Origin of the sequence: Streptococcus sp. 400_SSPC, assembly GCF_001072745.1 — a bacterium.
Taxonomy (GTDB): domain Bacteria; phylum Bacillota; class Bacilli; order Lactobacillales; family Streptococcaceae; genus Streptococcus; species Streptococcus xiaochunlingii.
Map to the genome: position 1 here is coordinate 10,481 of NZ_JVIQ01000017.1, position 26,930 is coordinate 37,410.

26 protein-coding genes are annotated in these 26,930 nt (G+C 42.7%); 7 read left to right on the top strand and 19 right to left on the bottom strand.

The window, feature by feature from the left end; translation table 11 throughout:
• Positions 1-180: 180 nt before the first annotated feature.
• The 3 genes from ADH49_RS03180 to ADH49_RS03190 are packed head-to-tail and all read right to left on the bottom strand — an operon-like array spanning position 181 to position 3,357.
• Positions 181-1,521, bottom strand: coding sequence for an ABC transporter permease (locus ADH49_RS03180; RefSeq protein WP_048689466.1), 1,341 nt, complete (start codon positions 1,519-1,521; stop codon positions 181-183).
• Complete coding sequence (locus tag ADH49_RS03185) at positions 1,521-2,216, bottom strand: ABC transporter ATP-binding protein (RefSeq protein ID WP_006595919.1); 696 nt, start codon at positions 2,214-2,216, stop codon at positions 1,521-1,523. The genes ADH49_RS03180 and ADH49_RS03185 overlap by 1 nt, the downstream gene beginning before the upstream one ends.
• Complete coding sequence (locus tag ADH49_RS03190) at positions 2,200-3,357, bottom strand: efflux RND transporter periplasmic adaptor subunit (RefSeq protein WP_048689469.1); 1,158 nt, start codon at positions 3,355-3,357, stop codon at positions 2,200-2,202. The genes ADH49_RS03185 and ADH49_RS03190 overlap by 17 nt, the downstream gene beginning before the upstream one ends.
• Before the next feature lie 200 nt (positions 3,358-3,557).
• Here ADH49_RS03190 and gorA point away from each other — a divergent pair, with 200 nt between their 5' ends.
• Complete coding sequence (gene gorA / locus ADH49_RS03195) at positions 3,558-4,907, top strand: glutathione-disulfide reductase (RefSeq protein WP_048689474.1); 1,350 nt, start codon at positions 3,558-3,560, stop codon at positions 4,905-4,907.
• Positions 4,908-5,118: 211 nt separating this feature from the next.
• Here gorA and ADH49_RS03200 read toward each other — a convergent pair whose 3' ends face one another.
• Entirely contained in the window at positions 5,119-5,850 is a 732-nt protein-coding gene (locus ADH49_RS03200; RefSeq protein ID WP_048689477.1) for a cyclase family protein, read from the bottom strand.
• A 338-nt stretch (positions 5,851-6,188) separates the two neighbouring features.
• Complete coding sequence (locus ADH49_RS03205; protein ID WP_006597402.1) at positions 6,189-6,401, bottom strand: YdbC family protein; 213 nt, start codon at positions 6,399-6,401, stop codon at positions 6,189-6,191.
• 90 nt (positions 6,402-6,491) lie between these two features.
• Between ADH49_RS03205 and ADH49_RS03210 the strand changes: the two genes are divergently transcribed.
• Positions 6,492-6,821 carry a hypothetical protein gene (locus ADH49_RS03210; protein WP_040803002.1) on the top strand — a complete coding sequence of 110 codons (330 nt, stop codon included), beginning with the start codon at positions 6,492-6,494 and terminating at the stop codon, positions 6,819-6,821.
• A gap of 40 nt (positions 6,822-6,861) precedes the next feature.
• Here the strand turns inward: ADH49_RS03210 and ADH49_RS03215 are convergent, their stop codons facing one another.
• Both ADH49_RS03215 and ADH49_RS03220 read right to left on the bottom strand, forming a co-directional pair.
• Positions 6,862-8,148, bottom strand: coding sequence for a peptidase U32 family protein (locus tag ADH49_RS03215; protein WP_048689484.1), 1,287 nt, complete (start codon positions 8,146-8,148; stop codon positions 6,862-6,864).
• Positions 8,149-8,310: 162 nt separating this feature from the next.
• Positions 8,311-9,240 (bottom strand): peptidase U32 family protein, encoded by a 930-nt coding sequence (locus ADH49_RS03220; protein ID WP_048689487.1) that lies wholly within the window; start codon positions 9,238-9,240, stop codon positions 8,311-8,313.
• A 131-nt stretch (positions 9,241-9,371) separates the two neighbouring features.
• Between ADH49_RS03220 and ADH49_RS03225 the strand changes: the two genes are divergently transcribed.
• Positions 9,372-9,668, top strand: coding sequence for a DUF3270 family protein (locus ADH49_RS03225; protein ID WP_048689491.1), 297 nt, complete (start codon positions 9,372-9,374; stop codon positions 9,666-9,668).
• Between the two features lie 375 nt (positions 9,669-10,043).
• Here the strand turns inward: ADH49_RS03225 and ADH49_RS03230 are convergent, their stop codons facing one another.
• The 7 genes from ADH49_RS03230 to ADH49_RS03260 form a co-directional block, all read right to left on the bottom strand.
• Positions 10,044-10,475 carry a YtxH domain-containing protein gene (locus ADH49_RS03230; RefSeq protein WP_048689494.1) on the bottom strand — a complete coding sequence of 144 codons (432 nt, stop codon included), beginning with the start codon at positions 10,473-10,475 and terminating at the stop codon, positions 10,044-10,046.
• 15 nt (positions 10,476-10,490) lie between these two features.
• The gene (locus ADH49_RS03235; RefSeq protein WP_006595909.1) at positions 10,491-10,874 is read right to left on the bottom strand and encodes a DUF948 domain-containing protein; all 384 of its coding nucleotides are present in this window, start codon (positions 10,872-10,874) and stop codon (positions 10,491-10,493) included.
• 11 nt (positions 10,875-10,885) lie between these two features.
• On the bottom strand, positions 10,886-11,668 hold the full coding sequence (gene lgt / locus ADH49_RS03240) for a prolipoprotein diacylglyceryl transferase (protein ID WP_048689498.1): 783 nt from the start codon (positions 11,666-11,668) through the stop codon (positions 10,886-10,888).
• On the bottom strand, positions 11,665-12,597 hold the full coding sequence (gene hprK / locus ADH49_RS03245; RefSeq protein ID WP_048689500.1) for an HPr(Ser) kinase/phosphatase: 933 nt from the start codon (positions 12,595-12,597) through the stop codon (positions 11,665-11,667). Before hprK ends, lgt begins: the two co-directional genes overlap by 4 nt.
• A 243-nt stretch (positions 12,598-12,840) precedes the next feature.
• Positions 12,841-13,116, bottom strand: a complete 276-nt coding sequence (locus ADH49_RS03250; protein ID WP_048689503.1) for a PspC domain-containing protein — start codon at positions 13,114-13,116, stop codon at positions 12,841-12,843.
• A gap of 60 nt (positions 13,117-13,176) precedes the next feature.
• Positions 13,177-13,629, bottom strand: coding sequence for a SprT family protein (locus ADH49_RS03255; RefSeq protein WP_048689506.1), 453 nt, complete (start codon positions 13,627-13,629; stop codon positions 13,177-13,179).
• Positions 13,616-15,742 carry a Tex family protein gene (locus ADH49_RS03260; RefSeq protein ID WP_048689508.1) on the bottom strand — a complete coding sequence of 709 codons (2,127 nt, stop codon included), beginning with the start codon at positions 15,740-15,742 and terminating at the stop codon, positions 13,616-13,618. Before ADH49_RS03260 ends, ADH49_RS03255 begins: the two co-directional genes overlap by 14 nt.
• Before the next feature lie 119 nt (positions 15,743-15,861).
• Between ADH49_RS03260 and ADH49_RS10255 the strand changes: the two genes are divergently transcribed.
• From ADH49_RS10255 to zwf, 4 genes are all read left to right on the top strand, one after another.
• The gene (locus tag ADH49_RS10255) at positions 15,862-16,008 is read left to right on the top strand and encodes an SPJ_0845 family protein (RefSeq protein ID WP_192831862.1); all 147 of its coding nucleotides are present in this window, start codon (positions 15,862-15,864) and stop codon (positions 16,006-16,008) included.
• Positions 16,005-16,910 (top strand): permease, encoded by a 906-nt coding sequence (locus ADH49_RS03265; protein WP_048689512.1) that lies wholly within the window; start codon positions 16,005-16,007, stop codon positions 16,908-16,910. Before ADH49_RS10255 ends, ADH49_RS03265 begins: the two co-directional genes overlap by 4 nt.
• Positions 16,907-17,722 carry a TIGR03943 family putative permease subunit gene (locus ADH49_RS03270; protein WP_048689515.1) on the top strand — a complete coding sequence of 272 codons (816 nt, stop codon included), beginning with the start codon at positions 16,907-16,909 and terminating at the stop codon, positions 17,720-17,722. The genes ADH49_RS03265 and ADH49_RS03270 overlap by 4 nt, the downstream gene beginning before the upstream one ends.
• Before the next feature lie 164 nt (positions 17,723-17,886).
• Complete coding sequence (zwf, locus tag ADH49_RS03275; protein ID WP_048689762.1) at positions 17,887-19,353, top strand: glucose-6-phosphate dehydrogenase; 1,467 nt, start codon at positions 17,887-17,889, stop codon at positions 19,351-19,353.
• Positions 19,354-19,416: 63 nt separating this feature from the next.
• Here zwf and ftsY read toward each other — a convergent pair whose 3' ends face one another.
• From ftsY to rnc, 5 genes are read right to left on the bottom strand one after another with little or no spacing between them, the layout of a single operon-like run.
• Positions 19,417-21,087: a signal recognition particle-docking protein FtsY gene (ftsY, locus tag ADH49_RS03280; RefSeq protein WP_048689519.1), complete on the bottom strand. Its 1,671-nt coding sequence runs from the start codon at positions 21,085-21,087 to the stop codon at positions 19,417-19,419.
• Complete coding sequence (locus tag ADH49_RS03285) at positions 21,087-21,908, bottom strand: Cof-type HAD-IIB family hydrolase (protein WP_048689523.1); 822 nt, start codon at positions 21,906-21,908, stop codon at positions 21,087-21,089. The genes ftsY and ADH49_RS03285 overlap by 1 nt, the downstream gene beginning before the upstream one ends.
• Complete coding sequence (locus ADH49_RS03290) at positions 21,905-22,702, bottom strand: HAD family hydrolase (protein WP_048689525.1); 798 nt, start codon at positions 22,700-22,702, stop codon at positions 21,905-21,907. The genes ADH49_RS03285 and ADH49_RS03290 overlap by 4 nt, the downstream gene beginning before the upstream one ends.
• Positions 22,692-26,237, bottom strand: a complete 3,546-nt coding sequence (gene smc, locus ADH49_RS03295; protein WP_048689528.1) for a chromosome segregation protein SMC — start codon at positions 26,235-26,237, stop codon at positions 22,692-22,694. The genes ADH49_RS03290 and smc overlap by 11 nt, the downstream gene beginning before the upstream one ends.
• Entirely contained in the window at positions 26,228-26,929 is a 702-nt protein-coding gene (rnc, locus tag ADH49_RS03300; RefSeq protein WP_048689531.1) for a ribonuclease III, read from the bottom strand. The genes smc and rnc overlap by 10 nt, the downstream gene beginning before the upstream one ends.
• Between the last annotated feature and the right edge of the window lies 1 nt (position 26,930).

A 26,930-nucleotide genomic window follows, 5' to 3' on the forward strand; every position in this document is an offset into this window, starting at 1 on the left:
GAACCTCCTAAGTTATTCTCCCCTATTTTATCATATTTGACGGGGAAATACACTATTCTTGAGCAGGAAAAATGAAAAAAGGAATGGAAGGAAAGGGTTCCTTCTCCCTTTTCCATCACATTCCATTCATTCATAATCAAATTCTACTTCATCCGAGTCAAGCATGTAGGGCATCCATCCTTATTCATAGCGAAGAGCTTCAATCGGATCGAGTTTTGATGCCTTGCTTGCTGGTAGGATACCGAAGACAATTCCAACGCAAGCTGAGAAGATGATACTTCCGATAGCCACCGACATGGAGACGACTGGTGGTCCTTCTAGAGAACCTGCGGCAGCTGTGGCGATGAGGGCATTGACACCATAGGCCAATCCCAGACCGAGAATTCCTCCCATCATGGTCAAGACCATGGATTCGATGAGGAATTGAATCAAGATTTTTCCACGAGTAGCTCCAAGAGCTTTTCTCAGACCGATTTCACGTGTCCGCTCAGTCACAGATACCAACATGATATTCATGACCCCAATCCCACCAACGAGAAGGGAAATTCCTGCAATCGCACCAATGACTGTTGTCATAATACTGAGCATTTGATTGGTCTGCTCCAAGATACTATCCATGTTAAAGATTTGGAACTCTCCTTGGCGAACTCCCGACAACTCGGTTAACTTTTTCGCCGCTTCGATCCCAGTTGGTTTAATCTGTTTGACATCCGGGATATGCACCACAATAGTAGAAATTTCTTCTGTTCCAAATTCTGAAGCTACTTGGGTATTAGCCATCAAGGCACTTCCTCCAGAAGAAACCCCATATAATGCAGATCCAGCATTTGGATCCTTGAAGATCCCTACCACCCGATAGTTGTTGTCTCCGACAGCAACCACTTGGTTGAGGGCACTTTCCGTTCCAAACAAGGTCGAAGCTAAGCCTTCATCCAACATGATGACCCGTGAGAAACTCTGATAATCTGAAGGATTTAGTTTTCTTCCTGAAACCAATTCAAATTTTCTTACTGAGAAATAAGTATCATTGACTCCCATGATATTGACCCCTTCAGATTTTTTCTTTTGATAGGAGATAGTGGCATTAGCTGTATTACCAACATAGTAGCCATCAATACCAGGAATCTTGGTCAATTCTTTGACCCATTCTTCTTGAACAACGGGTGGTGTTTCAAGGATTGGATTGTCAACGTCCTCGCTACTTTCCTCTCCATAGCCAGCTGGCGGTGACATTCCTTGGTCTCCTTCACTAGCAACACCGCCTTCACCACCACCTTCTTCTGAGACAGGTTCTGGTCCAAGATTAAAACCAGTCATGTAGCCACTCTTTCGGGCGGAATAAGAAATCTGAACATATTGTTGATCCTTGGTAAAGGTCTTAGTCACTCCCGCTTTCATCCCATCTCCGAGAGCCATGATGACAACGACTGAGGCAACCCCGATGATAATCCCTACCATGGTTAAGAACGATCTCATTTTATGTCCCATAATGGAACTAATAGCGAATTTCCAGTTCTGCATCAGGCCCTCCTTTCGTTGCGGCTATCCGAAGAAATCACTCCATCTCGAATGACAATCTGACGTTTGGCATAGGCAGCAATCTCCGTTTCGTGGGTCACCATGATAATGGTTTTGCCTTCTTGATTGAGGGCTGTCAAAAGCTCCATAATCTGATCGCCGGTCTTGGAGTCGAGAGCTCCTGTTGGTTCATCCGCTAAGATAATAGAAGGATGATTGACCAAAGCACGCGCGATGGCCACCCGTTGTTTTTGCCCTCCGGACAGTTCCGAAGGAAGGTGGTGCATCCGCGTATCTAGCTCAACTTTCTTTAAAAATTGTTCAGCTAATTCCTTTCGTTTAGAAGGATTCACTCCTGCATAAATCAAGGGAAGCTCGACATTTTGAAAAGCATTGAGTTTCGATAGAAGAAAGAATTGTTGGAAGACAAAGCCTATTTGCTCATTGCGAACCTGGGCTAATTTCTTCTCACTAAGATTTCCTACTTCTTCCCCCTCTAGCCTATACTCACCGCTGGTCGGACGATCCAGAAGACCAATGATGTTCATTAGGGTAGATTTCCCAGACCCGGAAGGTCCCATGATAGCTAGAAATTCCCCTTCTTCCACATCTAAATGGATATCCTTTAATACCTGTAGGGTTTGATCGCCATTTTGATAACTTTTATTGATGTTTTTCAGCTCAATCAATTTTGTCATATTTTCCGACCTCTTTCCCATCTTCCAAATCGCCAGAAGGGTTGGTGATGACTTGAGCATCCTTGTTCAAACCAGATAAGATTTCTTGATTTTCTGCATCTGCATTTCCTAAGGTAACATTGACTTTTTTAGCCTTGCCAGCTTCAATCGTCCAAACATAGCTTTGATCGCCGTCTGATAAGACACTTGTCACAGGAACCAAAGGATGGATGGTTGAACTTTTTACTTCAATATTGACAGAGAAACCTTGTTTCAAATCACCAATCTCACTGGTAATCTCTACCGTAAACGGATATTTAGCTCCCCCTGTTCCTTGTCCAGAACCTGCGGCATTTGCACCAGCCTGACCAGCTTCTGTCGGATAATTGGCAACGTAGCTAATCTTTCCAGTCCATTTTTTCCCAGGATAGACCTTAGAGGTTAAGGTCACTTCCTGACCAACTGAAATGTTGGCTAGATTGTACTCAGACAACTCACCTTTTACTTGAAGGTTACCGTTGCTGACAATATGAACAAGGGTTTGGTTGGTTCCGGTTGTTGATTTGGAGACATCTTTATTGACTTCTACAACCGTTCCATCTGTACTACTTTTTACGGTTGTAGCATCCAACAAAGCTTTAGCTTTTTCCATATTGGCTACAGCATCCGCACGGGCATCGCGCAAATCACCCACTTGTGTGTCCAAAGAACGTTGGGCTTGAGAGGCTGATTTGCTATCTGCTTCCTCATCCCCTGTTGTATCAATGGTAACTCCATTGGTCATGAGATCGTTCAATTGACGATCTGCCTTATTGACCGCACGTACTGCCGCGTCATAGGCAGTTTGCGCTTCTGTACTACTATATTGAACAATAGCTTGGCCAGCGGTTACTTGATCCCCGACATTCACTAGGATGGATTGCAAATCTCCTTTGGTTCCGTCAAAATAAATATATTGTTCTTGATTGGCTGTGACCTTACCTGTCAATAAAACAGAGGAAGCAATCGAACCTTCTTTCACAGTTTGTACCATAGGTGTCATATCGACCATTTCTTCAGGGCCACTACCTGATTTTCCAAAAGCAAGCCAGCTCCCCATTCCTACAACTGCTATAGCAGCACCAGTCGCTGTAATAATTTGCCATTTTTTAAATTTTTTCATTTCTTTCCTCCAATATTCGAAAGCGTTTCAAATTATAAGTTTAGTATATCATATTTCCTCATTTTTCAATTCAGAATCATCTGTTTTGCACGTTTTTTTTGCTATCTTGTTTTCTCCTCCTATTCAACGATGGCAATTTCTTGATTTTTGTAACCTTTGTTGTTACAATGAAAGTGTAAATCAACAAAGGAGTACTAACCATGAAAGAATTTGATATTATCTCCATTGGTGGAGGTAGCGGAGGGATTGCTACCATGAACCGAGCTGGAGAACATGGAGCCCGAGCTGCTGTTATTGAAGAAAAGCAACTAGGTGGGACCTGTGTCAACAAAGGATGTGTCCCTAAAAAAATTATGTGGTATGGCGCCCAAATTGCTGAAGCCATTCGTGATTACGGTCCAGATTATGGGTTTACTTCTGAACAGACCAATTTTGATTTTGCGACCTTAAGAAAAAATCGCGAAGCTTATATTGATCGGGCTCGTTCTTCTTATGATGGCAGTTTTAAACGAAATGGTGTGGAGTATATCCAAGGTCGCGCTCGCTTTGTCGACGCCCATACAGTCGAAGTCAACGGGGAAACCATCAAGGCTAAACACATTGTGATCGCTACAGGGGCTCATGCTTACATCCCAGATCTACCTGGAGCAGACCTAGGAGAAACCTCTGATGATGTCTTTGCTTGGGAAGAACTACCAAAATCAGTTGCCATTATTGGCGCTGGCTACATTGCGGTAGAACTAGCCGGTGTGCTACATGCCCTTGGTGTTAAGACAGACCTCTTCGTTCGAGGTGATCGTCCTTTAAGAAAGTTTGATTCATACATTGTCGATGGCTTAATGGAGGAGATGGATAAACAAGGATTGCCTCTCCATCCTCACAAGGTTCCTGTCCGACTCACGAAGGAAGAAAATGGTCAAGTCCGAGTCTATTTCGAAGATCAATCATCTTTTGTCGCTGATCATGTCATCTGGGCAACCGGCCGAAAACCAAACGTCCAAGACCTCGATCTAGAAGCTGCAGGCGTCACCTTAAATGAAAAAGGATTCATTGCAGTGGATGAATACCAGAATACGGTTGTTCCTGGCATCTATGCTCTTGGAGATGTCACGGGCGAAAAAGAATTAACTCCTGTCGCTATCAAGGCAGGGCGTACCCTATCCGAACGTCTCTTTAATGGAAAAACCGATGCTAAAATGGACTACGCAACCATTCCGACCGTTATCTTTTCCCATCCCGCTATTGGTACAGTCGGTCTCACTCAAGAAGAAGCCGAAAAACAATATGGAAAAGAAGCTATCAAGGTCTATACTTCAAGTTTCGCCTCTATGTATTCAGCTGTGACCCAGCATCGTCAGTTGGCTAAATTTAAACTCATCACTGCAGGACCGGAAGAAACCGTTGTCGGTCTCCATGGTCTTGGGTATGGGGTAGATGAAATGATCCAAGGATTTGCCGTTGCTATCAAGATGGGAGCGACAAAAGCTGATTTCGATGCGACCGTCGCTATTCATCCAACTGGATCCGAAGAATTCGTTACCATGCGCTAACATTAGAAAAGGTTTGTCTGACAAGCCTTTTTCTTCTGTTTAAATTTTAATGGATCATCATTGGAGCTACCATAGTCTAATCTTTCATTTTAACTCTCTTTCCTTACATTTTTGTAAGATAACAAGGTTTGATAAGATAACCATCAGATTCAAAAATAGATTTCAACATCCATATAAAAGAGCCTGAAGATTCGCTTCAGGCTCTGTTTTTTTAAGGCAAGATAGCAATGGCACGGACAGGTGAACCAGTTGCCTTGTCCCAGTGAGGGAAGGCAATTGAAATCAAGGCACCTACGGCTGGCACTTGATCCAAGTGGTTCAAGACTTCTACTTGGTAGATATTTTGCTCCAAAAGGTAGTATTCATTGACCAAGCCATGCTCTGCTGCTGGAATACCAGCATCTGTGTCGAAGGTTTCATGGCCCACAGCCTTGACATGGCGTTCATGAATCAAGAATTCCAAGGCTTCACGGCTCCATCCTGGACTTTGTTGAACCCCATTTTCATCCAGATTACGCATAGCATCTTGATCTGGCCAACGTTTTGACCAATCACTACGGAAGGCAACAAAAGCACCCTCAGCAATTTGTCCATGTTCAGCTTCAAAATCCAAAATATCTTGTTTGCTCAAGATAAAGTTTGGATTGGCTGCAACTTCTTTAGACTTGTCGATAACATAGAGTGGCAAGAGGAGATCTTTGAGGTCAATCTCATCCAACCAACGACCACCTTCAACAAAGTGAATTGGTGCATCAATATGCGTTCCGTATTGACCAACCACTGTAAATTTTTGAACATGGAAGCCATCTTTTAATGTGAAGAGGTCTTCTTGTTGCAAGGCAGGAAGAGCTGGGAAGTGTGGACTTTCTGCATTAATTTGGTGACTCAAGTCCACCCATTTTTTAGCTTGCAATTCTTTATAAATACTTAATAAATCTGACATATGGATTCCTTTCCTATAAGTGCTACATGAGATAAACGAATAAGGTTATTATAACAGTCTATCCCATCATCCACAATGATTTGCGTTAATCTTGTTTTCTTGAATGGGATATAGTTTCAAACTATAATTATAGAAAGCAGCAAAAAAGAGGCTGGGACAAAAGTCCTAGTCTCTCAATTGTCTATGGATTATCGAGCAAGACGCAGTGGTTGAGGGGGCTCTACCACGCTGATTTCATCAGCTTTTACAACCCTACTCAACTATGCGGAGTTGGGACGACGAAATCGAATTCTAATGAATTACTGATTTCTGTCCCACTCTCTTTCTTACTCAGCCTATTACTGTTTAAATGCATCTAGCAGAACTTGGAATTCTTCATTGGTGAGCGTGATCCCCTTGCCCATCTTCGTATGGTCTGGGCTCCAAGTTCGGATATCATACTTGGCAGGTGCTCCATTAAAGCTAACCCGGTTTAACTCCTTGGTCCATCCTTTTTCATTTTCAGATAAGACCAAGAGTTGTTCTTCAATTTCAAAACTAAAATCTGCCATTTAATACTCCTTTCAATGTCTTTCACCTTAATAATTCGTAAAAAATTTTACAAAATGAATGAAATTTTCTATAATATATTGTATCAACTTATGGAGAATTATGCTATGAAAAGATTTCTTGAGCTTCTCAAGGACCGAGCCAATGAATTTTTCAACGATAAAACCTCTCAACCAGCTCCTTTAGAGGATGGTAAAACGATTCAAATTATTGAACTGGCCCTTCGAAAAAAACAAGGAGTCCATGTCATCTTCCAAAATAAGAGTTTTACAGGCGATATCGTGAAATATGATCAGGAACGAAAACAACTCATTGTCAAGAATTTTAAAAAGAGTATGTCAACTATCATTCGAATTTCAGACATTCAAAAGATTAGTCTCGTTCCACATACGATTCGAATCGCACAACAAAAAACACCGTAAACTTCCAAGCTTGGGAAGCATGCGGTGTTTTTTTTACGTTTTAGGCACGAACTGTTTGGCTAGTTCCATCTTCTTTATAGAGGTTGATCAAGCCCTCTTTGAGTGCACGGATCATATCACCTGGTTCAACTGGTGTTGGCATATGAATGGTCAATAACTCCATCGGATTTGGAGCCCGATCAATTTTATTGCCCTTGGCATCATGCAAATCTTCAATGACTGTTTCAAAATGACGGAACCCAGGTCCGTAAAATTCTACTTGGTCTCCTTCATTGATGACATTCCGTTGTCGAATGGTCGCAATTTGCTTGTCCACATCATAGGCTACCACTTCTCCGACAAACTTGTACTCTGGAATCTTCCGACGAGCCCCAAACAGTTGCTCATTTTCAGATGGTGTTCCGTAATAGAATCCTGTAGCCAACTCACGTTGGGCTACCTTCCACATTTCATCTACTAGATCTTGCTTAATCGCTTCAAACTTCTCAGGACTTTCCAAATAAGCATCAACAGCTGCCTTGTAGCAGTTCGTTACGGTAGAGACATAGTGAATGGACTTCATCCGACCTTCAATCTTGAGACTGTCCACTCCATTTTCAATCATATCAGGGATATGGTCAATCATCGACATATCCACAGCTGACATCGAGAATTCTTCAGGGATTTCCCCTTTGAGACTCTTACGTTCTTGGCCAAATGGCATATCGTAGAGATCGTACTTCCAACGACAAGATTGGGAACATCCTCCACGGTTGGCATCCCGCATACTCATATGATTGGACAAGGTACAACGGCCAGAGTAGGAAATACACATTGCTCCGTGAACAAAGGCTTCAATCTCAACGTCCGTCCGCTTACGAATTTCCGCTAGTTCTTCCATCGAAACTTCCCGAGCCAAAACGACCCGTGTCAAGCCCAAGTCTTTCCAAAACTCTAGAGTTTCATAGTTGGTGGCACTAGCTTGGGTAGAGAGGTGAATTTCCAAACCAGGTGCTTCTGTCGCTGCGATGGTAATCAGGGCAGGGTCTGATACAATGACCGCTGCGATTCCGATATCCCGTAAGCGACGGAACCATTCACCAGCTCCAACTTCATTTCCTTCATGCATGACCATATTGGCTGCAACATAGACCTTGGCTCCATACTTGGCCGCAAATTGGACACCTTCTTCCATTTGCTCAAAGGTGAAGTTTCCTGCACGGCTACGAAGACCATAGGCCTGACCACCGATGAAGACTGCATCCGCACCATAGCGCACAGCAACCTTTAGTTTCTCAAGTGTTCCCGCAGGTGATAGAACCTCAGGACGTTTCAATTGTTTTGTCATCATATCTCCTAGTATATTACAAGTATATTAGTTAGATTATCAATCTTGTCTATTTTATAGCAAATCCAGTCGAAAGGCAATGGTTTGGGAATTGTTTTGACAATTCTCATTCTTTACCATCACCAAAAAGGAAGGCCCGCACTCTTGGCAGGCTTTTCTCCTTTATTTAACCATGTCTGGATCGTAATCATAAAATCCAGTGTCAAGGAAACGATTCTTAGGATGCAATTGGTGAATCTGTTCATCCAATAAGAAGGCTTGATCAGATGTGAAAGTCCCAGCTTCTAGAAGCTCACGCGCTTTCACAAAACACTTGGCAATTTCCACAAAGTTTTGACCAGGTGTATAAATCCCCTCTAACTTCCAGTGGGTGAAATCATGCTCGACTAACTCAGAGAGTTTGGTCATCAAATCCAGGTCATTATTGGCAAAAATATGAGTTCCATGCTTGTCCTCAAAGATAGAATAGTGGCTTTCTGGATCTCCTGGTTCTGCCAAAAAGAGATCGCGCTCTCTCGTCTTTTCGTCATCGATGTGCGTAAAATTGTAGTAATTCTGCAAAAGAGGGCGTTTGGAATGGTGAATCACACTAGCCCCATAAACCAATACCTCAGCAGGAATCTCTAAGATTTCTGGCATCTTGAAAAGCTCTGCAGATGGGATTTCTCGAGCAAGAACAGCTTCTGAAGCACCAGCCTTTTGTCCCCAGAAATTAATCTGACGGCTACTTGTCACCATAGTTGAAGCATCATAAATGGTTTTAAAGCTGTAGCCATCCCGCTTCAATACATAAAAGACGCCTGCATCTCCTACCGTGATATAATCGACGTTAATCGAAGCAAGGAAATCTAAAAATGGTTTGATACGATCCATCATGTCTTGGTGCATCAAGGCATTGACAGCCACTGTCATTTCCTTACCTGCCGCATGGACTAGATCAGAAATTCGACTTAATTCGTCATACGAGAAAGTGTGAGGAAGTCGTAATCCAAATTCCTTTTCTCCGACATAAATACGGTCCACACCTACTTCTAGAAGGGCTTGAACCTGTTCAATACTTTCAGCTGTAGCTGTAATAATTATCTTTTTCATGAAAACTATTATACCAAAAAAGTCATTTTGCTCTCTAAATTTCTTAATTTTGTAAAAATTGTAACAGTTTTGTAACATTTCTATGCTTGAAAACGTGTTAAAATAATAGAGTACTGTTAGGAGAGAGAAATATGCCCGCAAGAAAACTTAGAGTTGTTGAAGAATACGACTATGTCGAAGTCCCTCTTCAACAAGAGAATACAACAACTAATTATGATTTTAACCTTGATACTGAACCAGCTCCGCAATTAAGTGAGCTACTATTTTTCCTTAATATTGCTGTGTTTTGTGTCTTAACTGTTTTATTTAGTTTCGTCTTTTTATCAATGAAGATGAATACCTTCTTTGCTTTTGCCTCAGCAATTGCTTGTAGTTTGGGAAGTATCCAAGCTTTCCGCATTTTCCAGTTAAAACGGAAACAGGACTAAGATTACATTTTTAGCCTCCTTCGGGAGGCTTTTTGGCATTTCCCATCCTCGTTTGTCATTTCATAAAAGAAATCCCTCACCATTGGTGAGGGATTATTGAATATTGACTAACCATTGTGTTACATAAAACAGCTTAACGATTTTCAAAAAATGACTTTTACTTTTTTAGCCATTTGAGAAGATTAAAAACTTTCCGCTGTGAGAAAAGTGCCTGAAACAAAGTTGTTTCAGGCACTCGGGAGTTTTGAGACCTTAGGCTCAAAACTAAGTCATGGAACTTCTTCGAAGTTCGCTGACGTCCGTACTCACCTAAGGGAAGTTTTTCAGAAGACTTTATCTTCAATCTGAATCCCTCACCAATGGTGAGGGATTATTTTATTCTTCTTCTACAGCTGTTTCTTCTAATTCAAGGACAATCTCTTCACTTTCTTTTTCCTGTTTAGGCTGAAAAGGACTTGCTTGATTGCCGGTCTTTTGCTGGATTTTTTCCTTAATCGTTTGGATAGCATCTTGTGAAAATTCTACCACATCCTGCGTCTTATCTTTCACTGTCTCGATAACAGTGTCTTTGTTGATCTCGCCACTTTCAACTTTTTCTTTGGTTTGCTGAATAGCGTCTGATGCTTGCTTGGATAGCTCCATTGCAGATTGTTTCACTGAATCATGAACTTCTTGTGGATTTTCTTGGTATTCTTTTACAAAACCTTTGACTTTCCCAGTCAACTCTTTCCCTTTTTCTGTTGTCAGGAAGTAGGCAACAGATGCGCCAGTGATCGTTCCAATTAACAATGATGATAAACGTCCCATAATGTACCTCTTTTCTTATTTAAATAATTTCATAGCCATGCGAGCTGCTTTTAATCCGACAGATGTTTTAACGGTTTTCCCACCAACTACGACAGCTTTTTTGCTAATCTGACGCGCTTGATCATTCAGATCTGATACAGATACAGACAAATCTGCCACTGCAGTGAAGAGTGGATCAATGGTTGCAACTTTTTGATTCAAATCTTCTGTCAAAACATTCACTTTTGCTAACAACTCATTGGTTTGGTGTAAGGTTACATTCACATCTGATGTCAAGGTCTTAATCGTTACCTGAGTCTCATCTACAACTTTTCCAATCTTTGAAAACAAGATAATCAAGTAGATGACCAAAACTACTAAAGCTAACCCTAAAAGCCCATAGGCAATTTCAATAAACATTTCTTTTCTCCTTAATCTATTTCCGTTCTATAAAATGGTGCATTCTTTTTTCGTTGATAGATCATGATGCTGATTCCAAGTAGGATGAGGATCAGGGAAAGCCATTGTGAAACTCGAATTCCCAAAAACATCAAGCTATCTGTCCGCATTCCTTCAATAATCATTCGACCAAAGCCATACCAGATCAGATAGAAAGCAGTAACTTCGCCCTTTCTCAAAAGTTTCGGACGACGACGCAAGTAAAGAATCAGCACAAAACCAAGCAAGTTCCAACAAGATTCATATAAGAAGGTCGGTTGGCGGTAATGTCCATCAATCAACATCTGATTCCGAATGAAAGAAGGTAAATAATCTAAATTCTTAACAATGGCTCCGTAGGCTTCTTGGTTAACAAAATTGCCCCAACGGCCAATACTTTGAGCAATCATGACACTCGGTGCAGCGATATCTAAAAAATCAACTGGATCAATCAAACGACTGCGTGAAAATAGGTAGAGGACCAGAGCTCCTGCCAGGAGTCCACCATAGATAGCGATCCCACCGTTCCATACGGCAAAAATCTCTCCTGGATTTTCCCTGAAATATGACCATCGAAAAATAACATAGTAGAGACGGGCCCCTATGATCGCTACTGGAAAAGCAATCAGAATGAAATCAATGATATCGTCTGACTCTATCCCTTTACGAGGTGCTTCTTTCATAGACAGGATGACTGCCAAAAGGAGACCGAGGATAATACAAATCGCATACCAACGGATACTAAAGGGACCGAGTTGAATAGCTACTGGATTCATACTTTCACCTCATTTTGATCAATCAACTGGGTCAATCGATCTTCAAAGGTTTTAGTAGCATCATATCCCATTTCTTTGGCGCGGTAGTTCATCGCAGCTGCTTCAATGACAACGGAAATATTGCGACCTGTCTTAACAGGGATGCGAATTCTTGGAATAGTCACTCCACAGAACTCAATTTCTTCTGCATTATTGCCAAGACGATCATAGGTTTGTTCCTTGGTGTAGTTTTCCAAGTAAACCGCGATTTGAACTTGAGAAGAATCTTTCACTGCACTAGCACCATAGAGACTCATAACATCAATGATCCCTACTCCCCGAATCTCTAGCAGATGGCGTAGAATTTCAGCAGGCTCACCCCACAAGGTCATCTCATCACGGGCGAAGACATCTACCCGGTCGTCTGCTACCAAACGATGGCCTCGTTTGACTAGCTCTAACCCAGTCTCACTCTTCCCGATTCCGCTATCTCCTTGGATCAGAACCCCCATACCATAGATATCCATCAAGACACCATGGACACTGGTTCTTTCCGCAAGGAGAGAATCTAGGTAGCTTGATAGTTCACCAGACAATCGACTAGTGGGAACGCGACTGCTGAGAATAGCGATTTGCTTTTCCTCAGCGGCGAGAAGCATTTCTTCGGGAACCTCTAGATCCCGCGCGATGATGAGTACCGGTGTTTCCGGCTGGAACATCTTTCTCAAAACTTGGTGACGATTGTGGGAGGTCATTTTGATGAGGTAAGACCACTCTTTCATCCCAACCAATTGAATTCGTTCTGGAGTATAGTAATCAAAATATCCTGTCATTTCAAGTCCAGGACGTGAAATATCTGCCGTTGTGATTTCTTTTTCAAATAGGCTTTCATTGCCGTACACAACCTTCAAACGAAGCTTATCAATTAAATCTCGGACTGTTATTGCCATAGGCTTCTCCCTTTTTGTTTTCTCTTACTATTATAGCAAATTATCCCAGGTAAGACTTGCTCAAGCATCTTTTTTTGGTATCGAAACTGATGCTATTATTCTCACACTTATTCCAGTACTCTTTGATGTTTCTCTTTATCCTTGTTATCCCATTTTTCCATCGTCCTCTTTTTTAGTTAAAAAAACAAAGATGGAGAAAGGCCAAGCCCTTCTCCACATTCTTATTCGATTCATGAAAATTCTTTAAAAGAATGGATCATCGTCTTTGATTACTTGTGCATCCTTCCGTTTACGAGGTCCGAGGCCATACTTTTCTCTTTCAAGGTCTTCTTTATACGGCAAGGAGAAGGCACACAGGCAATAAATAGCCAAGCCTACAAGCCCATAAGCATGAAAGATACTAAAGAGCACAAAGAGAAAACGCAATAGGTTTGCATCGAGCCCAAATCGATCCGCTAGTCCAGCAAATACTCCGAAAACGATTCTGCCTCGACGTAATTTATAAAAAGTTGGATTCAAGGGCCTACCTCCTATTATTTTAGAACAGTATATCCCGAAATCAAGTCACTGTCATCCGACTCAAGGCCGATTTCCTGGATCAATTGTCCCTTGATACTTAAGTAGTCCTCGACACCGCCCACAGCGGTACTTTTGCAAATCAATCTGCCGCTTTCTCCTGAATTCTTGCCCACAGCTCGTACAAATATAAATCTTATAGTTTCCCTTATCAACTGAAGGGGCATACCGCAAGCCGTCTACCTTTTTGAGCAAGGCCTTGAAATCTTGATCCTGATGGCGATAGCCCTTTTTCATATAGTAGAGATGGTAGTGACACAACTCATGGCGAACAATCTTTCGAAAAATTTCCCAGCCAAATCTTTCTAGGATTCTGGGATTGAAATCCAGATGGCCATCTTTTGGAAAAAACCGACCGCCAGTCGAACGCAAGCGAGGATTCCAGATGGCTTGGTGAAGAAATGGGCGACCAAAATCTTCCAGCGACACTTCTTGAACGTATTTAGTCAGATTCATGTGGTGCCAAGAGGGAAAGATTTACCTTTTCCCGTTCTAAATCAATCTTGTAGACCCAAACGGTCACTAGATCACCAACTGAAACAACTTGACTTGGATGCTTGATAAATTGCTGACTCATCTGTGAAATGTGGATCAAACCATCTTCATGAATCCCAATATCGACAAAGGCTCCAAAGTCAACAACATTGCGGACAACTCCTTCTAGTTTTTGACCAATCTTCAAGTCTTTCAAATCAAGAACATCCTGACGAAGGACAGGAGCATCAAAAGAATCACGTAAATCGCGACCTGGTTTGAGAAGATCTGCGACAATATCTTTCAAGGTTTCAGGGCCAATTTCAAGTTCCTGGGCCATAGAAACCGTGTCAATTTGTTTCAATTTAGCTTGGGCCTCTTCATCCATTTCCCGAATCCCTAGTAAGGTAAAGAGCTTCTTCACTGCAGGGTAACTTTCTGGATGGACCCCTGTCCGATCGAGGAAATTCTCACTTTCTGGAATCCGTAAGAAACCAGCTGCTTGTTCAAAGGCCTTGGCTCCCAGACGAGGTACTTTTTTAATTTGCGCCCGAGAGGTGATTAACCCTTCTTCTTCCCGGTATTTCACGATGTTCTCAGAAATGGTTTTATTGAGACCAGCCACGTGAGACAAGAGGGCTGGACTAGCAGTATTTATATTAACACCGACTTGGTTCACCACAGTATCGACAACAAAATCAAGGCTTTCAGATAATTTCTTCTGGCTGACATCGTGCTGGTACTGGCCGACTCCGATTGATTTCGGATCAATCTTGACCAACTCAGCCAATGGATCCTGCAAACGACGGGCAATGGAGATGGCTGAACGCTTTTCAACCGTCAGTTCCGGAAACTCATGGCGAGCCAATTCACTAGCTGAATAGACAGATGCCCCGCTCTCGTTCACAATGACATAGCTGACATTTGGAACTTCCTTGAGAACTTCCGCAACAAAGGCTTCGCTCTCTCGACTAGCCGTCCCGTTCCCAATCGCAATGATTTCCACGCCGTATTGACGAATCAGCCGTTTCAGTTCTTCTTTGGCCGCTTCAATTTGTGCTGGTTTAGCCGGCGCAACAGGGTAAATCACCTGGGTGGTCAACATCTTTCCTGTCTGATCGACAACAGCTAATTTAGCTCCTGTCCGAAAAGCTGGGTCAAATCCCAAGACCACGCGCCCCTTGAGGGGAGCAATCAGCAAAAGGTGTCGAAGATTTTCAGAGAAAAGCTGAATGGCTCCATCTTCTGCCACTTCTGTCAGTTCTGTCCGAATTCGACGCTCCATAGCTGGTAGCATTTTCTTTTTCAGAGCCTGGTTAATGACTTCTTCAATGTAGCTATTCTTCGATTTAAATCGGGCTTCAAAGTGACGAATCAAACGGTCTACAGGATGCTCAAATCCAACCTTTAATACCCCCAATTTCTCTCCACGGTTTAAGGCCAGGGTTCGGTAGCCCTGCATGTTTGCAATCTTCTCAGAAAAATCATAATAGATTTGGAAGACTTGCTTCTCGTCTTTGCTTTCATCCTTCAAGCTAGAGGTGATTAAAGAGTGTTTGCGAATCTCCTGGTAGGTAAGGTTGCGCAATTGTGGATCTTCTGCAATAGCTTCGACCAAGATATCGATAGCACCAGAAATTGCATCCTTTACAGTTGGAAATCCTTCAGATAGGAATTCTTCTGCTGCTGTTTCCAAGTCCTTTTGATCTTGCAGAATCATCCGAGCAACTGGGAAAAGTCCTGCCTCACGCGCAATGGTTGCCTTGGTCCGGCGTTTTTCCTTGTAGGGGAGATACAATTCTTCCACATCCGCCAATTTTTCAGCTTGCTCAATCGCTTCTTTTAAGACTGGGGTCAGTTTCCCAAGCTCTTCAATCTTAGCGAGAACCGTTTCTTTCCGATCGGCTAAGGCTGTTAAAGACTTGTCCATGTCGATAATAGCTTTGATGGCTACTTCATCTAGATTCCCTGTAGCATCTTTTCGATACCGAGCGATAAAGGGGATGGTGGATCCCTCTGCTGTTAAGGTCAAAACAGTATCAATTTGTTTGAGACTGACACCTAATTCTTGGGCTATTTTTTCATATTTTTCCATAGCTTCTATTATACCATAGAAGGCCTTCTATACTGCTTTTTCATCTTACTTTTAAACTTGATTTTCCCCTCTTTTTTGAGAATTTGATATAATGAGAAAAAAAGAAAAGGAGACCTATCATGGCGATTAAATTTTCAAAAACAGACGATTTAGACAAACTCTTTGAGGAATTTGCTGTCTTCCCAGATCCCCCTCAAGTCACTTTACCAGATGACAAGAAGAATGAAACAACAGGGGAAAAAGAGCAGAAGGATTCTGACAAATGAGTTTCTTCCAACAACTGCCAATCAGTGTCCTTCAGGCTGGAGCGATTTTTCTTTCGATTATGATTGAAGCCCTTCCCTTTGTTTTGATTGGAAGTATCATTTCAGGGGCGATTGATGTCTACATCACCCCTGAAAAAGTCTACCGAGCCCTTCCCAAAAATAAATGGGGGAGAATTCTATTTGGGACCTTGATTGGCTTTATTTTCCCTTCCTGTGAGTGTGGTATCGTCCCCATTATCAATCGCTTTTTAGAGAAGAAGGTGCCTAGCTATACAGCTGTGCCCTTCCTAGTGACAGCCCCAGTTATTAACCCCATTGTCCTCTTTGCCACTTATTCTGCCTTTGGCAATTCTATTCAAATGGCTCTCTTACGAGCGATCGGCTCTATCCTGGTGGCGACTGTTCTGGGAATTTTCCTAGGTTTTTTCCAAACAGCTTCTATTCAACGGGCCAACCGCAAGGAAGTCCATATTCATGACTTTTCAAAACTATCTGCCGGTCAACGCTTCTTCCAAGTGTTTGTGCAGGCCATTGACGAGTTTTTCGACACTGGACGCTATCTGGTCTTCGGTTGTTTATTTGCCAGTGTGGTTCAGGTTTATGTGCCAACTCGCGTGCTAACTTCTATTTCAGCGACGCCACTCCTAGCCATACTCCTCCTTATGCTTCTCTCCTTCCTCCTCTCCTTGTGTAGTGAGGCGGACGCTTTTATCGGCTCTTCCCTTCTCTCGAGTTTTGGCTTAGCTCCCGTTTTAGCCTTTCTGGTTATCGGACCTATGTTAGACGTCAAGAACCTCTTGATGATGAAGAATTATCTGACCAATCGCTTTATTGTCCAATTCATTAGCATCGTCAGTCTCGTTGTCTTGGTTTATGCTTGGTTTGTGGGGGTGGTCCTATGATTCGATTTCTCATTTTAGCAGGCTATTTCGAAATTACTATGTATTTGCAGCTTTCTGGTAAGCTCAACCAATACATTAATATGCATTATTCCTATTTAGCCTATATCTCTATGATTCTTTCCTTCCTCTTGGCTGTCGTCCAGCTCTATATTTGGATGAAGAATCTGCCCGTTCATAGTCACCTCACCAGTAAAAAAGCCAAAGTCATGAGTATTCTTCTGCTCCTGATTCCCTTGATTGTAGGGATTGGCTTCCCGACAGTGACCTTGGATTCCCAAACGGTTTCAGCCAAGGGCTATCATTTTCCCATCGCGGCTGGCTCTTCCAAAGATATTCAAAATGATGAGGGGACAACCAACCAATACCTCAAGCCAGATACTAGCAGTTATTTTACCAAGTCTGCTTATGAATCTGAGATGAGGGCTGCAGCCAAGAAGTACCTCAAGCAAGATCATATCCAGATCACGACAGAAAACTATATGGAAGTCATGGAAGTGATCTACGACTATCCAGATGAATTTGCTGGAAAAGCCTTTACCCTAACCGGCTTCATTTATAAGGATCCCCAGGATCCGGGCAGTCAGTTCCTTTTCCGTTTTGGAATTATCCACTGTATCGCTGATTCAGGAGTCTATGGTTTGTTAACCAAAGGAGCCTCCCAAACCTATGACGATAATACCTGGGTCCAGGCTACTGGAACTCTCAAGATCCAATACCATAAACAACTTGGCCAAACCCTTCCTATCTTAGAAATAAAGGAAGCCCACTCAGTAGAAAAACCTACGAATCCTTATGTCTATCGGGTCTTCTAAAGGACGTTAAACATCTCTCGGTTGTGACCTTTCGGTCCAACCTTTTTTAGTGGCTTCTTCCACTTTCATTCTCTTTTAAAGTCCGAATCCTTTTACTTTCAAAGAGAAATTTTCTGAATTTTATGGTAGAATATGGTTTATCAAGTTAGAAAATAGGTATGAACATGTCCTCAAAAGTAATTGTAACCATTTTCGGGGCCAGTGGAGATTTAGCTCAACGCAAACTCTACCCTTCCCTTTTTAGACTCTATAAAGCCGGAAATCTTTCCGAGCATTTTGCAGTGATAGGAACTGCTCGTCGACCTTGGAGCAAAGAATACTTTGAATCCGTTGTCGTTGAATCCATTTCGGATTTAGCAGACAGTCCTGAACAGGCGCAAGAATTTGCCAGCCATTTTTACTACCAAAGCCACGATGTCAATGATACGGAGCACTACATCAAGCTTCGTGAACTTCAAAATCAGCTCAACGATACCTACCAAGCTGAACATAATAAACTCTTCTTCTTATCCATGGCACCTCAATTCTTTGGTACGATTGCCAAACATTTGAAATCTGAAGGCATTGTGGATGGAAAAGGCTTTGAGCGTTTGATCGTTGAAAAACCATTTGGAACGGATTTGGAAACAGCTAGTCAGCTCAACAAAGAACTGGAAGAAACCTTTGAGGAAGAGCAAATTTTCCGGATCGACCATTATCTTGGTAAAGAAATGATCCAGTCCATCTTTGCCCTCCGCTTTGCCAACCTAATTTTTGAAAACATCTGGAATCGTGACTATATCGACAATGTTCAAATCACTTTCGCAGAACGACTAGGAGTCGAAGAACGTGGTGGCTACTATGATGAATCTGGTGCCCTTCGCGACATGGTCCAAAACCATACCCTTCAACTGCTTTCTCTTTTAGCTATGGACAAACCAGCTTCCTTCACCAAGGAAGACATCCGTAAAGAGAAGGTGAAAGTCTTTGAACAATTGGTCAACCCATCTGATGAAGAATTAAAGAAACAATTTATCCGAGGTCAATACCGTTCTGGAAAAATTCAAGGGAAAAAGGACATCTCTTACCGTAGTGAACCAAATGTCAACCCTGAATCCATGACCGAGACCTTTGCCTCTGGAGCCTTCTTTGTGGATAGCGATCGCTTCCGTGGAGTACCTTTCTTCTTCCGTACAGGAAAACGTCTGACCAAAAAGGGTACCCATGTCAATGTCGTCTTCAAACAAATGGACTCTATTTTTGGTCAGGAAATTGCACCAAACGTGCTTACCATCTACATTCAACCAAATGAAGGTTTCTCTCTCAGTGTCAACGGAAAAGAAGTTGGCGAGCAGTTCCAGATTGCTCCCATTTCCTTCGACTATGTAACAGAAGCTACTGCAACTGGTGCTTCTCCAGAGCCTTACGAAAAGTTGATCTATGATGTCTTGAACAATGACTCAACCAACTTCAGCCACTGGAATGAAGTTAGAGCCTCTTGGCAGTTAATTGACCGAATCGAACACCTGTGGGCTGAAAATCAAGTCCCTCTTCATGAATATAAATCTGGAACCATGGGACCTCAAGCTTCCTTTGACCTCTTGAAGGATTACAATGCGGAATGGGTCTGGCAACCAGCAATTGAAGAATAAATTGTCCGACTGACTAAAAGTGCAACAAAAAAACTCATCTCTTTCTTGAGATGAGTTTTTTGTTTATATCAAGCCTTCTAACAAGCCACGCATAAAGTTTTCAGAATTGAATTCACCGATGTCATCAATTTTTTCACCAAAACCGATTAATTTCACTGGAATATCCAATTCTTCTCGAATGGCAAGAACCACTCCTCCTCGAGCTGTTCCATCAATCTTAGTGAGGACGATACCAGTAATCGGCGTGATCTTAGAGAATTCCTTGGCTTGGACCAGGGCATTTTGTCCTGTAGACGCATCCAAGGCCAAGAAGGTTTCATGAGGGGCTGTAGGATCCACGCGCTTGATAATGCGACCGATTTTTTCTAATTCAGCCATCAGATTGTCTTTATTCTGAAGGCGACCAGCCGTATCAATCATCAAAACATCGACTTGTTCTGCCACTGCTCGTTCCATCCCATCAAAGACCACACTTGCAGGATCTGATTTTTCAGGACCTGTGACAACGGGCACATCCACACGACGTCCCCATTCAGCCAACTGAGCAACAGCTCCTGCCCGGAAGGTATCTGCTGCGACTAGCATCACTTTTTTCCCTTCCTTCTTGTACTTATGAGCTAGTTTTCCGATAGAAGTGGTTTTCCCAACGCCATTCACTCCGACGAAGAGCATGACGGTCAAGCCGTCCTTAAAGTTGATTTGCTCATTGTATTGGCCATCTTTTTCATAGAGATCCACCAATTTTTCAATGATCACTCGACGCAAGGCATCCGGCTTCTTGGCATTTTCCAAGCGTGCTTCATAGCGGAGCTCTTCCGTCAGATTCGAAGCGACTTGGACTCCGACGTCACTCATGATCAAGAGTTCTTCTAACTCTTCAAAGAATTCTTCATCGACAGAACGGAAGTTAGCAAAGAATGCATTAAGGGCAGCACCAAAGCCAGTCCGAGTTTTCTTCAAGCTTCGATTGTATTTTTCTTGAACCGTTTCTGTTGGTTCAGCAATCTCTGGCTCACTTGTCGTTTTTTCTACTAAAGACTCTTCTTCAACTTCTTCTGAAATTTCAGGTTCGCTAGTAGGTTCCTCTACTGACAATTCTGCTTCAAGCTCTTCTGTATCTTCAGGTTCGCTAGTTGTTTCTTCTACTGGAGTGTCTTCTTCAAACTCTCCTGTTTCTTCCTCTGAACTTTCAGTAGTTGCTTCTTCAATTACTTCCTCGGGTTCTTTGGAAAGACTTGAAGTTTCATCTTCTGTTTCATTCTTTGCAAGAACATCTTCTTCAAAGGATTCTTGGGGAAGATCTGATGAAGAATTCAGAGGCTCATCTTCAAGATTCTCTTCTTGTAAAGCTTCTATTTCTATAGTTTGTTCTTCAGGAACAGGGGCAGGCTCGGTTACTTCCTCAGGAGAGCTATCCTGCTTCACTTGAGAAGGGTCCTCTTCCTCGATAGCTGTTTCCTGATTTACAGGCTCTTCTGAAGGAACTTCTTCTTCAATAGATGCTGTCGACTCTTGCGATGATCGCGCTGATTCGGCAGCCATTCGCTCTTTTAATTCTGCATAGTAGGCTTCCATTGCCGAAATCTTTGCTTCATCACTTTGTGAAGCCTTTTGAGATACCGGCTCAGCTGGCGAGCTTGCTTTCTCAGGGCTTTCCACAAGCTCTTCTGTAAGATCCTGAACTTGTGGTTTTGTTTCTTCTTTTCTTCCAAATAGTCGGTCAAATAATCCCATTATTGACCCTCCTTCAATACATATTCTTCAATCGCTCTTCCGACTGCATCTTCATCATTGGTGTAGTCTGAGACTAGTGTGGCAATCTCTTTCACCTTATCCACCGCATTAGCCATGGCGATTCCTAGGCCTGCCCATCTTAACATGCTGGCATCGTTGGCTTCATCTCCACACGCCATGACTTGGCTAGCATCGATTCCTAAATACTCCACCAAAGCTTCCAAGCCTCGATCCTTTTGAACGCCTTTGGGGCACCATTCCAAGAGCATGTCTCTGGATTTAAAAATCTCAAAACGCTCCCTTAATTCAGGAGAAATCTTTGGAATAGCGCCATCCAAATAGTCCTGTTGAAAGGCCGTTACACACTTATTGTAGGAAATCTGACTGGACAAATCTTCAATAGAAACGGGAATAAAGTTCAAGTAAGGATTATAGAGAGGGTAAAGAGATTCTTGATCAGATACAAGTGTATAAACAACCCCTTCGCTGATGGCATCTAGGGGCAAACCAAGGGCCTCTGTCTCCTCATAAATACGGACGACATCATCACGAGAGAAAACTGTCTTCGCAATGATCTCCCCTGTATTCTTTTGTACCAAGCCACCATTAAACGTAATGGTGTATTCATCTGACAAGCCGGCAGTCCCAATCTCTTGAAGCAGAAAATCCATAGCCTTGAGGGGACGACCCGTCGTCAAAACTACCTTGACCCCTTTTTCTTGAGCTGCACGAATGGCAGCTAAGTTCCGAGGGGAGATTTTCTTATCTGAGTTTAAGAGAGTACCGTCCAAGTCTAGTGCGATAACCTTAATCTGACTCATAATTCTTCCTCCATGAAGCGAAGGACAGATCCTGTCGAATGGTGAGCTAATACTTTTTCAGCCAATTCCAAAATCTCTGGACGGGCATTTTCTGGCGCAATTGGATGGCCAACAACCTGCATCATATGAAGATCATTGAGGTTATCCCCAAAAGCTAGGACTTGATCTCGACTAATGCCTAGCTGATCCATTAGTGCTTGGATGGCGACTCCCTTGTCCACATAATCCAAGACAATATCAATGCACTCATAACCAGTGGTCATAGCCTTAACACCCTCAACATTTTGGGTAACCCAGGCTTCCCCTTCCGCTAATACTTCTTGGTCAAAATTGGTGGTCATCTTAAAGACAAGATCATCAATTTCTGAAAAATCAGACACCATTTGAATATTTTCATTGTAGTTTTGTGAAGCAGCTAGATAGTCTGGATCAACGGTTTTTAGAACATAGCTCCCACGTTTTCCCGTTAACAAGCACTTATTTTTATCAAAATAAGGACTTTCTTGTAACTTGGCAAACATGGCTTGGTAAAATTCAGGACTCATGGTCGCTTCATAGACATCTTCACCATGAAACTCAACAACACTGCCGTTTTCAGCTATAAAAATAATCTGATCCTGAACCTCTTTAAAGATTGTCTTCAAAGAGAGGAGAGGCCGACCACTTGCTGCCGCAAAGTAGATCCCTTTTTCTTGAAACTTCTTTAATACCTTTAGGAATAAAGCTTGATCAAATTGATGATTTTCATCCAAAAAGGTCCCATCCATGTCTGTTGCGACTAATTTAATTTCCATTATCCATTCCTTCTATATCTTTCAGCTTCACAGATACAATCTTAGAGACTCCAGATTCTTGCATGGTCACTCCGTAGATGGAATCTGCTGCCGCCATGGTTCCCTTACGGTGGGTGACCACAATAAACTGACTTTCCTTATCAAAACGATTGAGGTAATCCCCAAAACGTTTAACATTGGCCTCGTCTAGAGCCGCTTCTACCTCATCCAAGATGACAAATGGAATAGTCTTGACACGAATGATTGAGAAGAGCAGCGCCAATGCTGACAAAGCTTTCTCCCCACCACTCATCAAATTCAAGGATTGAATTTTCTTACCTGGCGGTTGAACAGAAATCTCGACCCCAGCAGACAAGAGATCCCCATCCGTCAAGATGAGATCTGCTGATCCTCCCCCAAACATCTGTTTAAAGGTTATTCGGAAGGATTCACGAATCGCTTCAAACGTAGACTTAAAGCGTTCTTTCACCTCATCATTCATGTCATTAATGGTTTCAAGAAGAAGATTCTTCGCTGCCAAGACATCTTCTCGTTGACTGGAAAGGAAATCAAACCTAGTCTTGACCTCATCGTATTGTTCGATAGCATCAATATTGACAGGTCCTAAGGCTTTAATCGCTTTTTCCAAGTCTTTTAAGACTTGCTCAGACTGAGCTAGATTTTCTAGTTCGTTGGCCTGATTAGATGCCTCTTCAAAACTCATCTTGAATTCATCGGTCAGAGCTAACATCAATTTATTTAGCTTATCCGCCAAGCGATCACGATTGGATTCTGCTTTGGCCTGTAGGCGAATCCACTCCTCATTTTGACGACGGGCTTGTTCCATATGACCCGCTACATCTTCAGACTGGCCTTCCAAATCCTCTAATTCAAATTGCTTACGAATCACAGCTTGCTCCAGAGCGGTTTTCTCTTGAAGGGTTGCTTGCAGTTGTTTTTCAAGGACAGAAACATCGATTTGCTCATGTCGATCTTCTCCCTGCTCAATCGCATATTGGAGAGCTTGGATTTCCCGTTCAGTAGAAGCCAACTCTTGCTGCAAGCGTTCGGAATCTGTCTGGTCATAGGTCAATCGACTCTTCAACTCTGTTTTTTGTAATTGAAGCTTGGCAATGGCTACTCGTAAATTTTCAATTTTCTCAACAACGACATCTTTATTGAGCTTGACTTCTTCAATCTCAGCAGTGACTTGCTCTTTTTCCGCCTCAATTTCTTTCAGCCGCGCTTGCAAGTGATCCCGTTTTTGGAGGAGCTCCTGGTCGCTACCTTCATCCAGCTCTGTACGGATAAGTTCTAACAGTTCTTGGGCATCCAAGAGTTGCTGGTGAGCTTGCTCAAAAGCTAATTGAAGGCGTTGCTCTTCTAGTCGCGCCACTTCTCCTTGGCCTTTCAAAGATTCTAGTTTTTCTTGTGATTGGCTCACTTGGTCCTGTTGCTCTTGAACCTGCCCTTCTACTTCTCGCAAGTTCTTCTGAAGAGAGGCCAATTCTTGGTGCAAGCGATCCAGTTCTGGCTTGATAAAAATCGAATTATTGGTTCGATTCGCTCCCCCTGCATAGGAACCACCCGTGCGCAGTTCGGTTCCATCGAGCGTCACGATACGAACTTGGTAGGCAACTTTGCGAGCAGCCGACTTGGCGTGCTCAATTGTATCAAAAATAGCTGTGACACCCAAAAGGTTTTGAAAAATCGACTCGAGGGAAGGATCATAGTCCACCAAACTGCTAGCCATCCCTAGGAACCCTGGACAGGCTTCAATCAGTTCTTGATTCTTTCCTGCAAGGTGACGTGGTTTAATGGTTGTCAAAGGAAGGAAGGTTGCCCGACCCGAGCGATTCTTCTTCAGATGTTCGATTGCCCGTGTTGCTGCTCCTTCGTCTTCTACGATAATATGCTGACTGCTAGCTCCTAGAGCAATCTCTAAGGCAGTCTGATACTCTGGTGAGAAGGAAAGTTTTTCACTGACAGCTCCCACGATCCCACCTAAGCGAGCCGCTTCTTGCAAGACACTCTTTACGCCCGCATAAAAATTACTATGATTTTTTTGAATCGCCTCTAAACTGTTAATGCGAGCCTGTTTTTCCTTACTTTGATCCAGTAAATCAAACATCTTGGCTTGCGCTTCTTGATAAGCCTGGCGAGCTTCCTCAAACCGTTTTGCCTCTGATTGATAGGTCTCAAGCAAGTGTTTCAGATGCTCTTGAGCTACTTGATAAGCTTCTTGAGCAACCTGGTCTTTTTCCTGCAATTCTCTTACGATTTGAACTTGCTTTTGAAAGTCTTCTTTCTTGCTCTGAGATAATTGAGCTGAGGCTTCCAGTTGATTTTCAATGGTTGTTAATTCGTTTGATCGCTCCGCTTCATCCTGCATCAAGGCCACGTATTTTTCACGTAAATAATCGATTACCTGATCTGGATCTTCTGAGAAGCTGGCCAACTCTTTCTCCAGACCTTCCAGAGCTACTTGGCTCTTTTGTAGTTCTTCTTGAAGACTCTTTGTATTGGCTTGTTTTTCTTCCAACTGGTTCCGAAGAACTTGTAGGCGCACTTCCAGACTATTGACCCGCTCTTGATTTTCCTGACGACTTCGAGCGACCTGTTGGGACTCCAAGCGTGCCAATTCGATTTGTTTCTCCAAATCACTTAAGAGACGAGTCAATTCCAAGAGGCTAGCTTGATCATCTGACAATTGGTGTTGAAGAGTCTGACGACTCTGTTTCAATCGGAGACTTTCCGCCTCATACTCTTCTCTTTTCTGGTAATAAGCCTTTAATTGCTCTTGGATGGAGGCTTCTTCTTGGACGGCTTGATCATAGTCTTTTTTATTGACTTCAATTTGTGCAATCAAAACATCCAAATAAAGAACCTGGCGTTGTTGATCCAATTCTAAGAAACGTTTGGCCACAAGGGCTTGCTTTTCAAGAGGTTTGATTTGCCCCTCTAACTCAAAAATAATGTCTTCTAGACGGTCCAAATTATCTTGTGTCTGAACCAACTTAGATTCTGTTTCCTTGCGACGCGTCTTAAATTTAAGAACCCCAGCAGCTTCCTCAAAAATAGCCCGTCTCTCTTCTGGTTTGGAATTAAAGATTTCTTCAACCTTCCCTTGAGAAATAATAGAGAAAGAATCTCTCCCAAGTCCAGTATCCATAAAGAGATCATGGACATCTCTCAAACGGACTTTCTTGCCATCAATCTTGTATTCACTATCACCCGATCGATAAATATGACGCTCCACGCGGATTTCTTTAGCAGCTTGTTTGATAAAGCCATCCCGGTTATCCAGTACTACCGTTACGCAGGCGTAGTTTAAGGGTTTCCGAGTTTCAGTCCCAGCAAAAATCACGTCCGGCATCTTGCCACCACGTAGGCTCTTGACACTCGATTCACCTAAGGCCCAGCGCAGACTTTCCGTAATGTTCGATTTTCCAGATCCATTAGGGCCAACCACTGCGGTTACCCCTTGGTCAAAGATGACTCGGGTCTTATCTGCGAAAGACTTAAATCCTTGAATCTCAATTTCCTTTAAATACATGAGGGATCCACCTTATTCTCCACTGCTTTTTTTGCTGCTTCTTGTTCTGCAGCCTTTTTAGACCGGCCACGTCCTTGACCGATGATTTTCCCATTGACAGACACTTGCACTTCAAACTCCTTGGCATGAGCCGGTCCTGATTCACTCGTCACCTCATAGGTAATCAAGACATCCCCATGGATTTGAAGGATTTCTTGCAAGCGCGTCTTATAGTCAATCACTTGCTCAAATTGACCTGCCTCGACTTTAGGAATCATGACTTGCTGAATGAAGTTCCGCACCATCTCTACTCCCTTATCCAAGAGTAAGGCGCCTAAAAAAGCTTCAAACAAATCTCCTAAGATGGTATCTCGGTTACGTCCACCAGATTTTTCCTCTCCCTTGCCAAGTTTGATAAATTGATCGAAACCACAATCACGGGAAAAACCTGCCAGGCTTTCCTCACGAACAATCATGGAACGCATTTTTGACAAATCTCCCTCTGGCTTACTTGGGTAGAGGGCAAATAAATATTCGGAAATCACTAACTGGAGAACAGCGTCTCCTAAAAATTCCAAACGTTCATTATGTGAAATTTTTAAGAGGCGATGCTCATTCGCATATGAGGTATGTGTAAAAGCTGTTTCCAACAATTCTGTATCGTCAAAAGTCAGCCGAAATTTCTCAGCAAGAAGGTTATATAAGGCTTGCATC

Bases quoted from the DNA above. Each gene is read 5' to 3' on its own strand.
- ADH49_RS03180 (WP_048689466.1), bottom strand. From the start codon at position 1,521: ATGCAGAACTGGAAATTCGCTATTAGTTCCATTATGGGACATAAAATG.
- ADH49_RS03185 (WP_006595919.1), bottom strand. From the start codon at position 2,216: ATGACAAAATTGATTGAGCTGAAAAACATCAATAAAAGTTATCAAAAT.
- ADH49_RS03190 (WP_048689469.1), bottom strand. From the start codon at position 3,357: ATGAAAAAATTTAAAAAATGGCAAATTATTACAGCGACTGGTGCTGCT.
- gorA (WP_048689474.1), top strand. From the start codon at position 3,558: ATGAAAGAATTTGATATTATCTCCATTGGTGGAGGTAGCGGAGGGATT.
- ADH49_RS03200 (WP_048689477.1), bottom strand. From the start codon at position 5,850: ATGTCAGATTTATTAAGTATTTATAAAGAATTGCAAGCTAAAAAATGG.
- ADH49_RS03205 (WP_006597402.1), bottom strand. From the start codon at position 6,401: ATGGCAGATTTTAGTTTTGAAATTGAAGAACAACTCTTGGTCTTATCT.
- ADH49_RS03210 (WP_040803002.1), top strand. From the start codon at position 6,492: ATGGAGAATTATGCTATGAAAAGATTTCTTGAGCTTCTCAAGGACCGA.
- ADH49_RS03215 (WP_048689484.1), bottom strand. From the start codon at position 8,148: ATGACAAAACAATTGAAACGTCCTGAGGTTCTATCACCTGCGGGAACA.
- ADH49_RS03220 (WP_048689487.1), bottom strand. From the start codon at position 9,240: ATGAAAAAGATAATTATTACAGCTACAGCTGAAAGTATTGAACAGGTT.
- ADH49_RS03225 (WP_048689491.1), top strand. From the start codon at position 9,372: ATGCCCGCAAGAAAACTTAGAGTTGTTGAAGAATACGACTATGTCGAA.
- ADH49_RS03230 (WP_048689494.1), bottom strand. From the start codon at position 10,475: ATGGGACGTTTATCATCATTGTTAATTGGAACGATCACTGGCGCATCT.
- ADH49_RS03235 (WP_006595909.1), bottom strand. From the start codon at position 10,874: ATGTTTATTGAAATTGCCTATGGGCTTTTAGGGTTAGCTTTAGTAGTT.
- lgt (WP_048689498.1), bottom strand. From the start codon at position 11,668: ATGAATCCAGTAGCTATTCAACTCGGTCCCTTTAGTATCCGTTGGTAT.
- hprK (WP_048689500.1), bottom strand. From the start codon at position 12,597: ATGGCAATAACAGTCCGAGATTTAATTGATAAGCTTCGTTTGAAGGTT.
- ADH49_RS03255 (WP_048689506.1), bottom strand. From the start codon at position 13,629: ATGAATCTGACTAAATACGTTCAAGAAGTGTCGCTGGAAGATTTTGGT.
- ADH49_RS03260 (WP_048689508.1), bottom strand. From the start codon at position 15,742: ATGGAAAAATATGAAAAAATAGCCCAAGAATTAGGTGTCAGTCTCAAA.
- ADH49_RS10255 (WP_192831862.1), top strand. From the start codon at position 15,862: ATGGCGATTAAATTTTCAAAAACAGACGATTTAGACAAACTCTTTGAG.
- ADH49_RS03265 (WP_048689512.1), top strand. From the start codon at position 16,005: ATGAGTTTCTTCCAACAACTGCCAATCAGTGTCCTTCAGGCTGGAGCG.
- ADH49_RS03270 (WP_048689515.1), top strand. From the start codon at position 16,907: ATGATTCGATTTCTCATTTTAGCAGGCTATTTCGAAATTACTATGTAT.
- zwf (WP_048689762.1), top strand. From the start codon at position 17,887: ATGTCCTCAAAAGTAATTGTAACCATTTTCGGGGCCAGTGGAGATTTA.
- ftsY (WP_048689519.1), bottom strand. From the start codon at position 21,087: ATGGGATTATTTGACCGACTATTTGGAAGAAAAGAAGAAACAAAACCA.
- ADH49_RS03285 (WP_048689523.1), bottom strand. From the start codon at position 21,908: ATGAGTCAGATTAAGGTTATCGCACTAGACTTGGACGGTACTCTCTTA.
- ADH49_RS03290 (WP_048689525.1), bottom strand. From the start codon at position 22,702: ATGGAAATTAAATTAGTCGCAACAGACATGGATGGGACCTTTTTGGAT.
- smc (WP_048689528.1), bottom strand. From the start codon at position 26,237: ATGTATTTAAAGGAAATTGAGATTCAAGGATTTAAGTCTTTCGCAGAT.
- rnc (WP_048689531.1), bottom strand. From the start codon at position 26,929: ATGCAAGCCTTATATAACCTTCTTGCTGAGAAATTTCGGCTGACTTTT.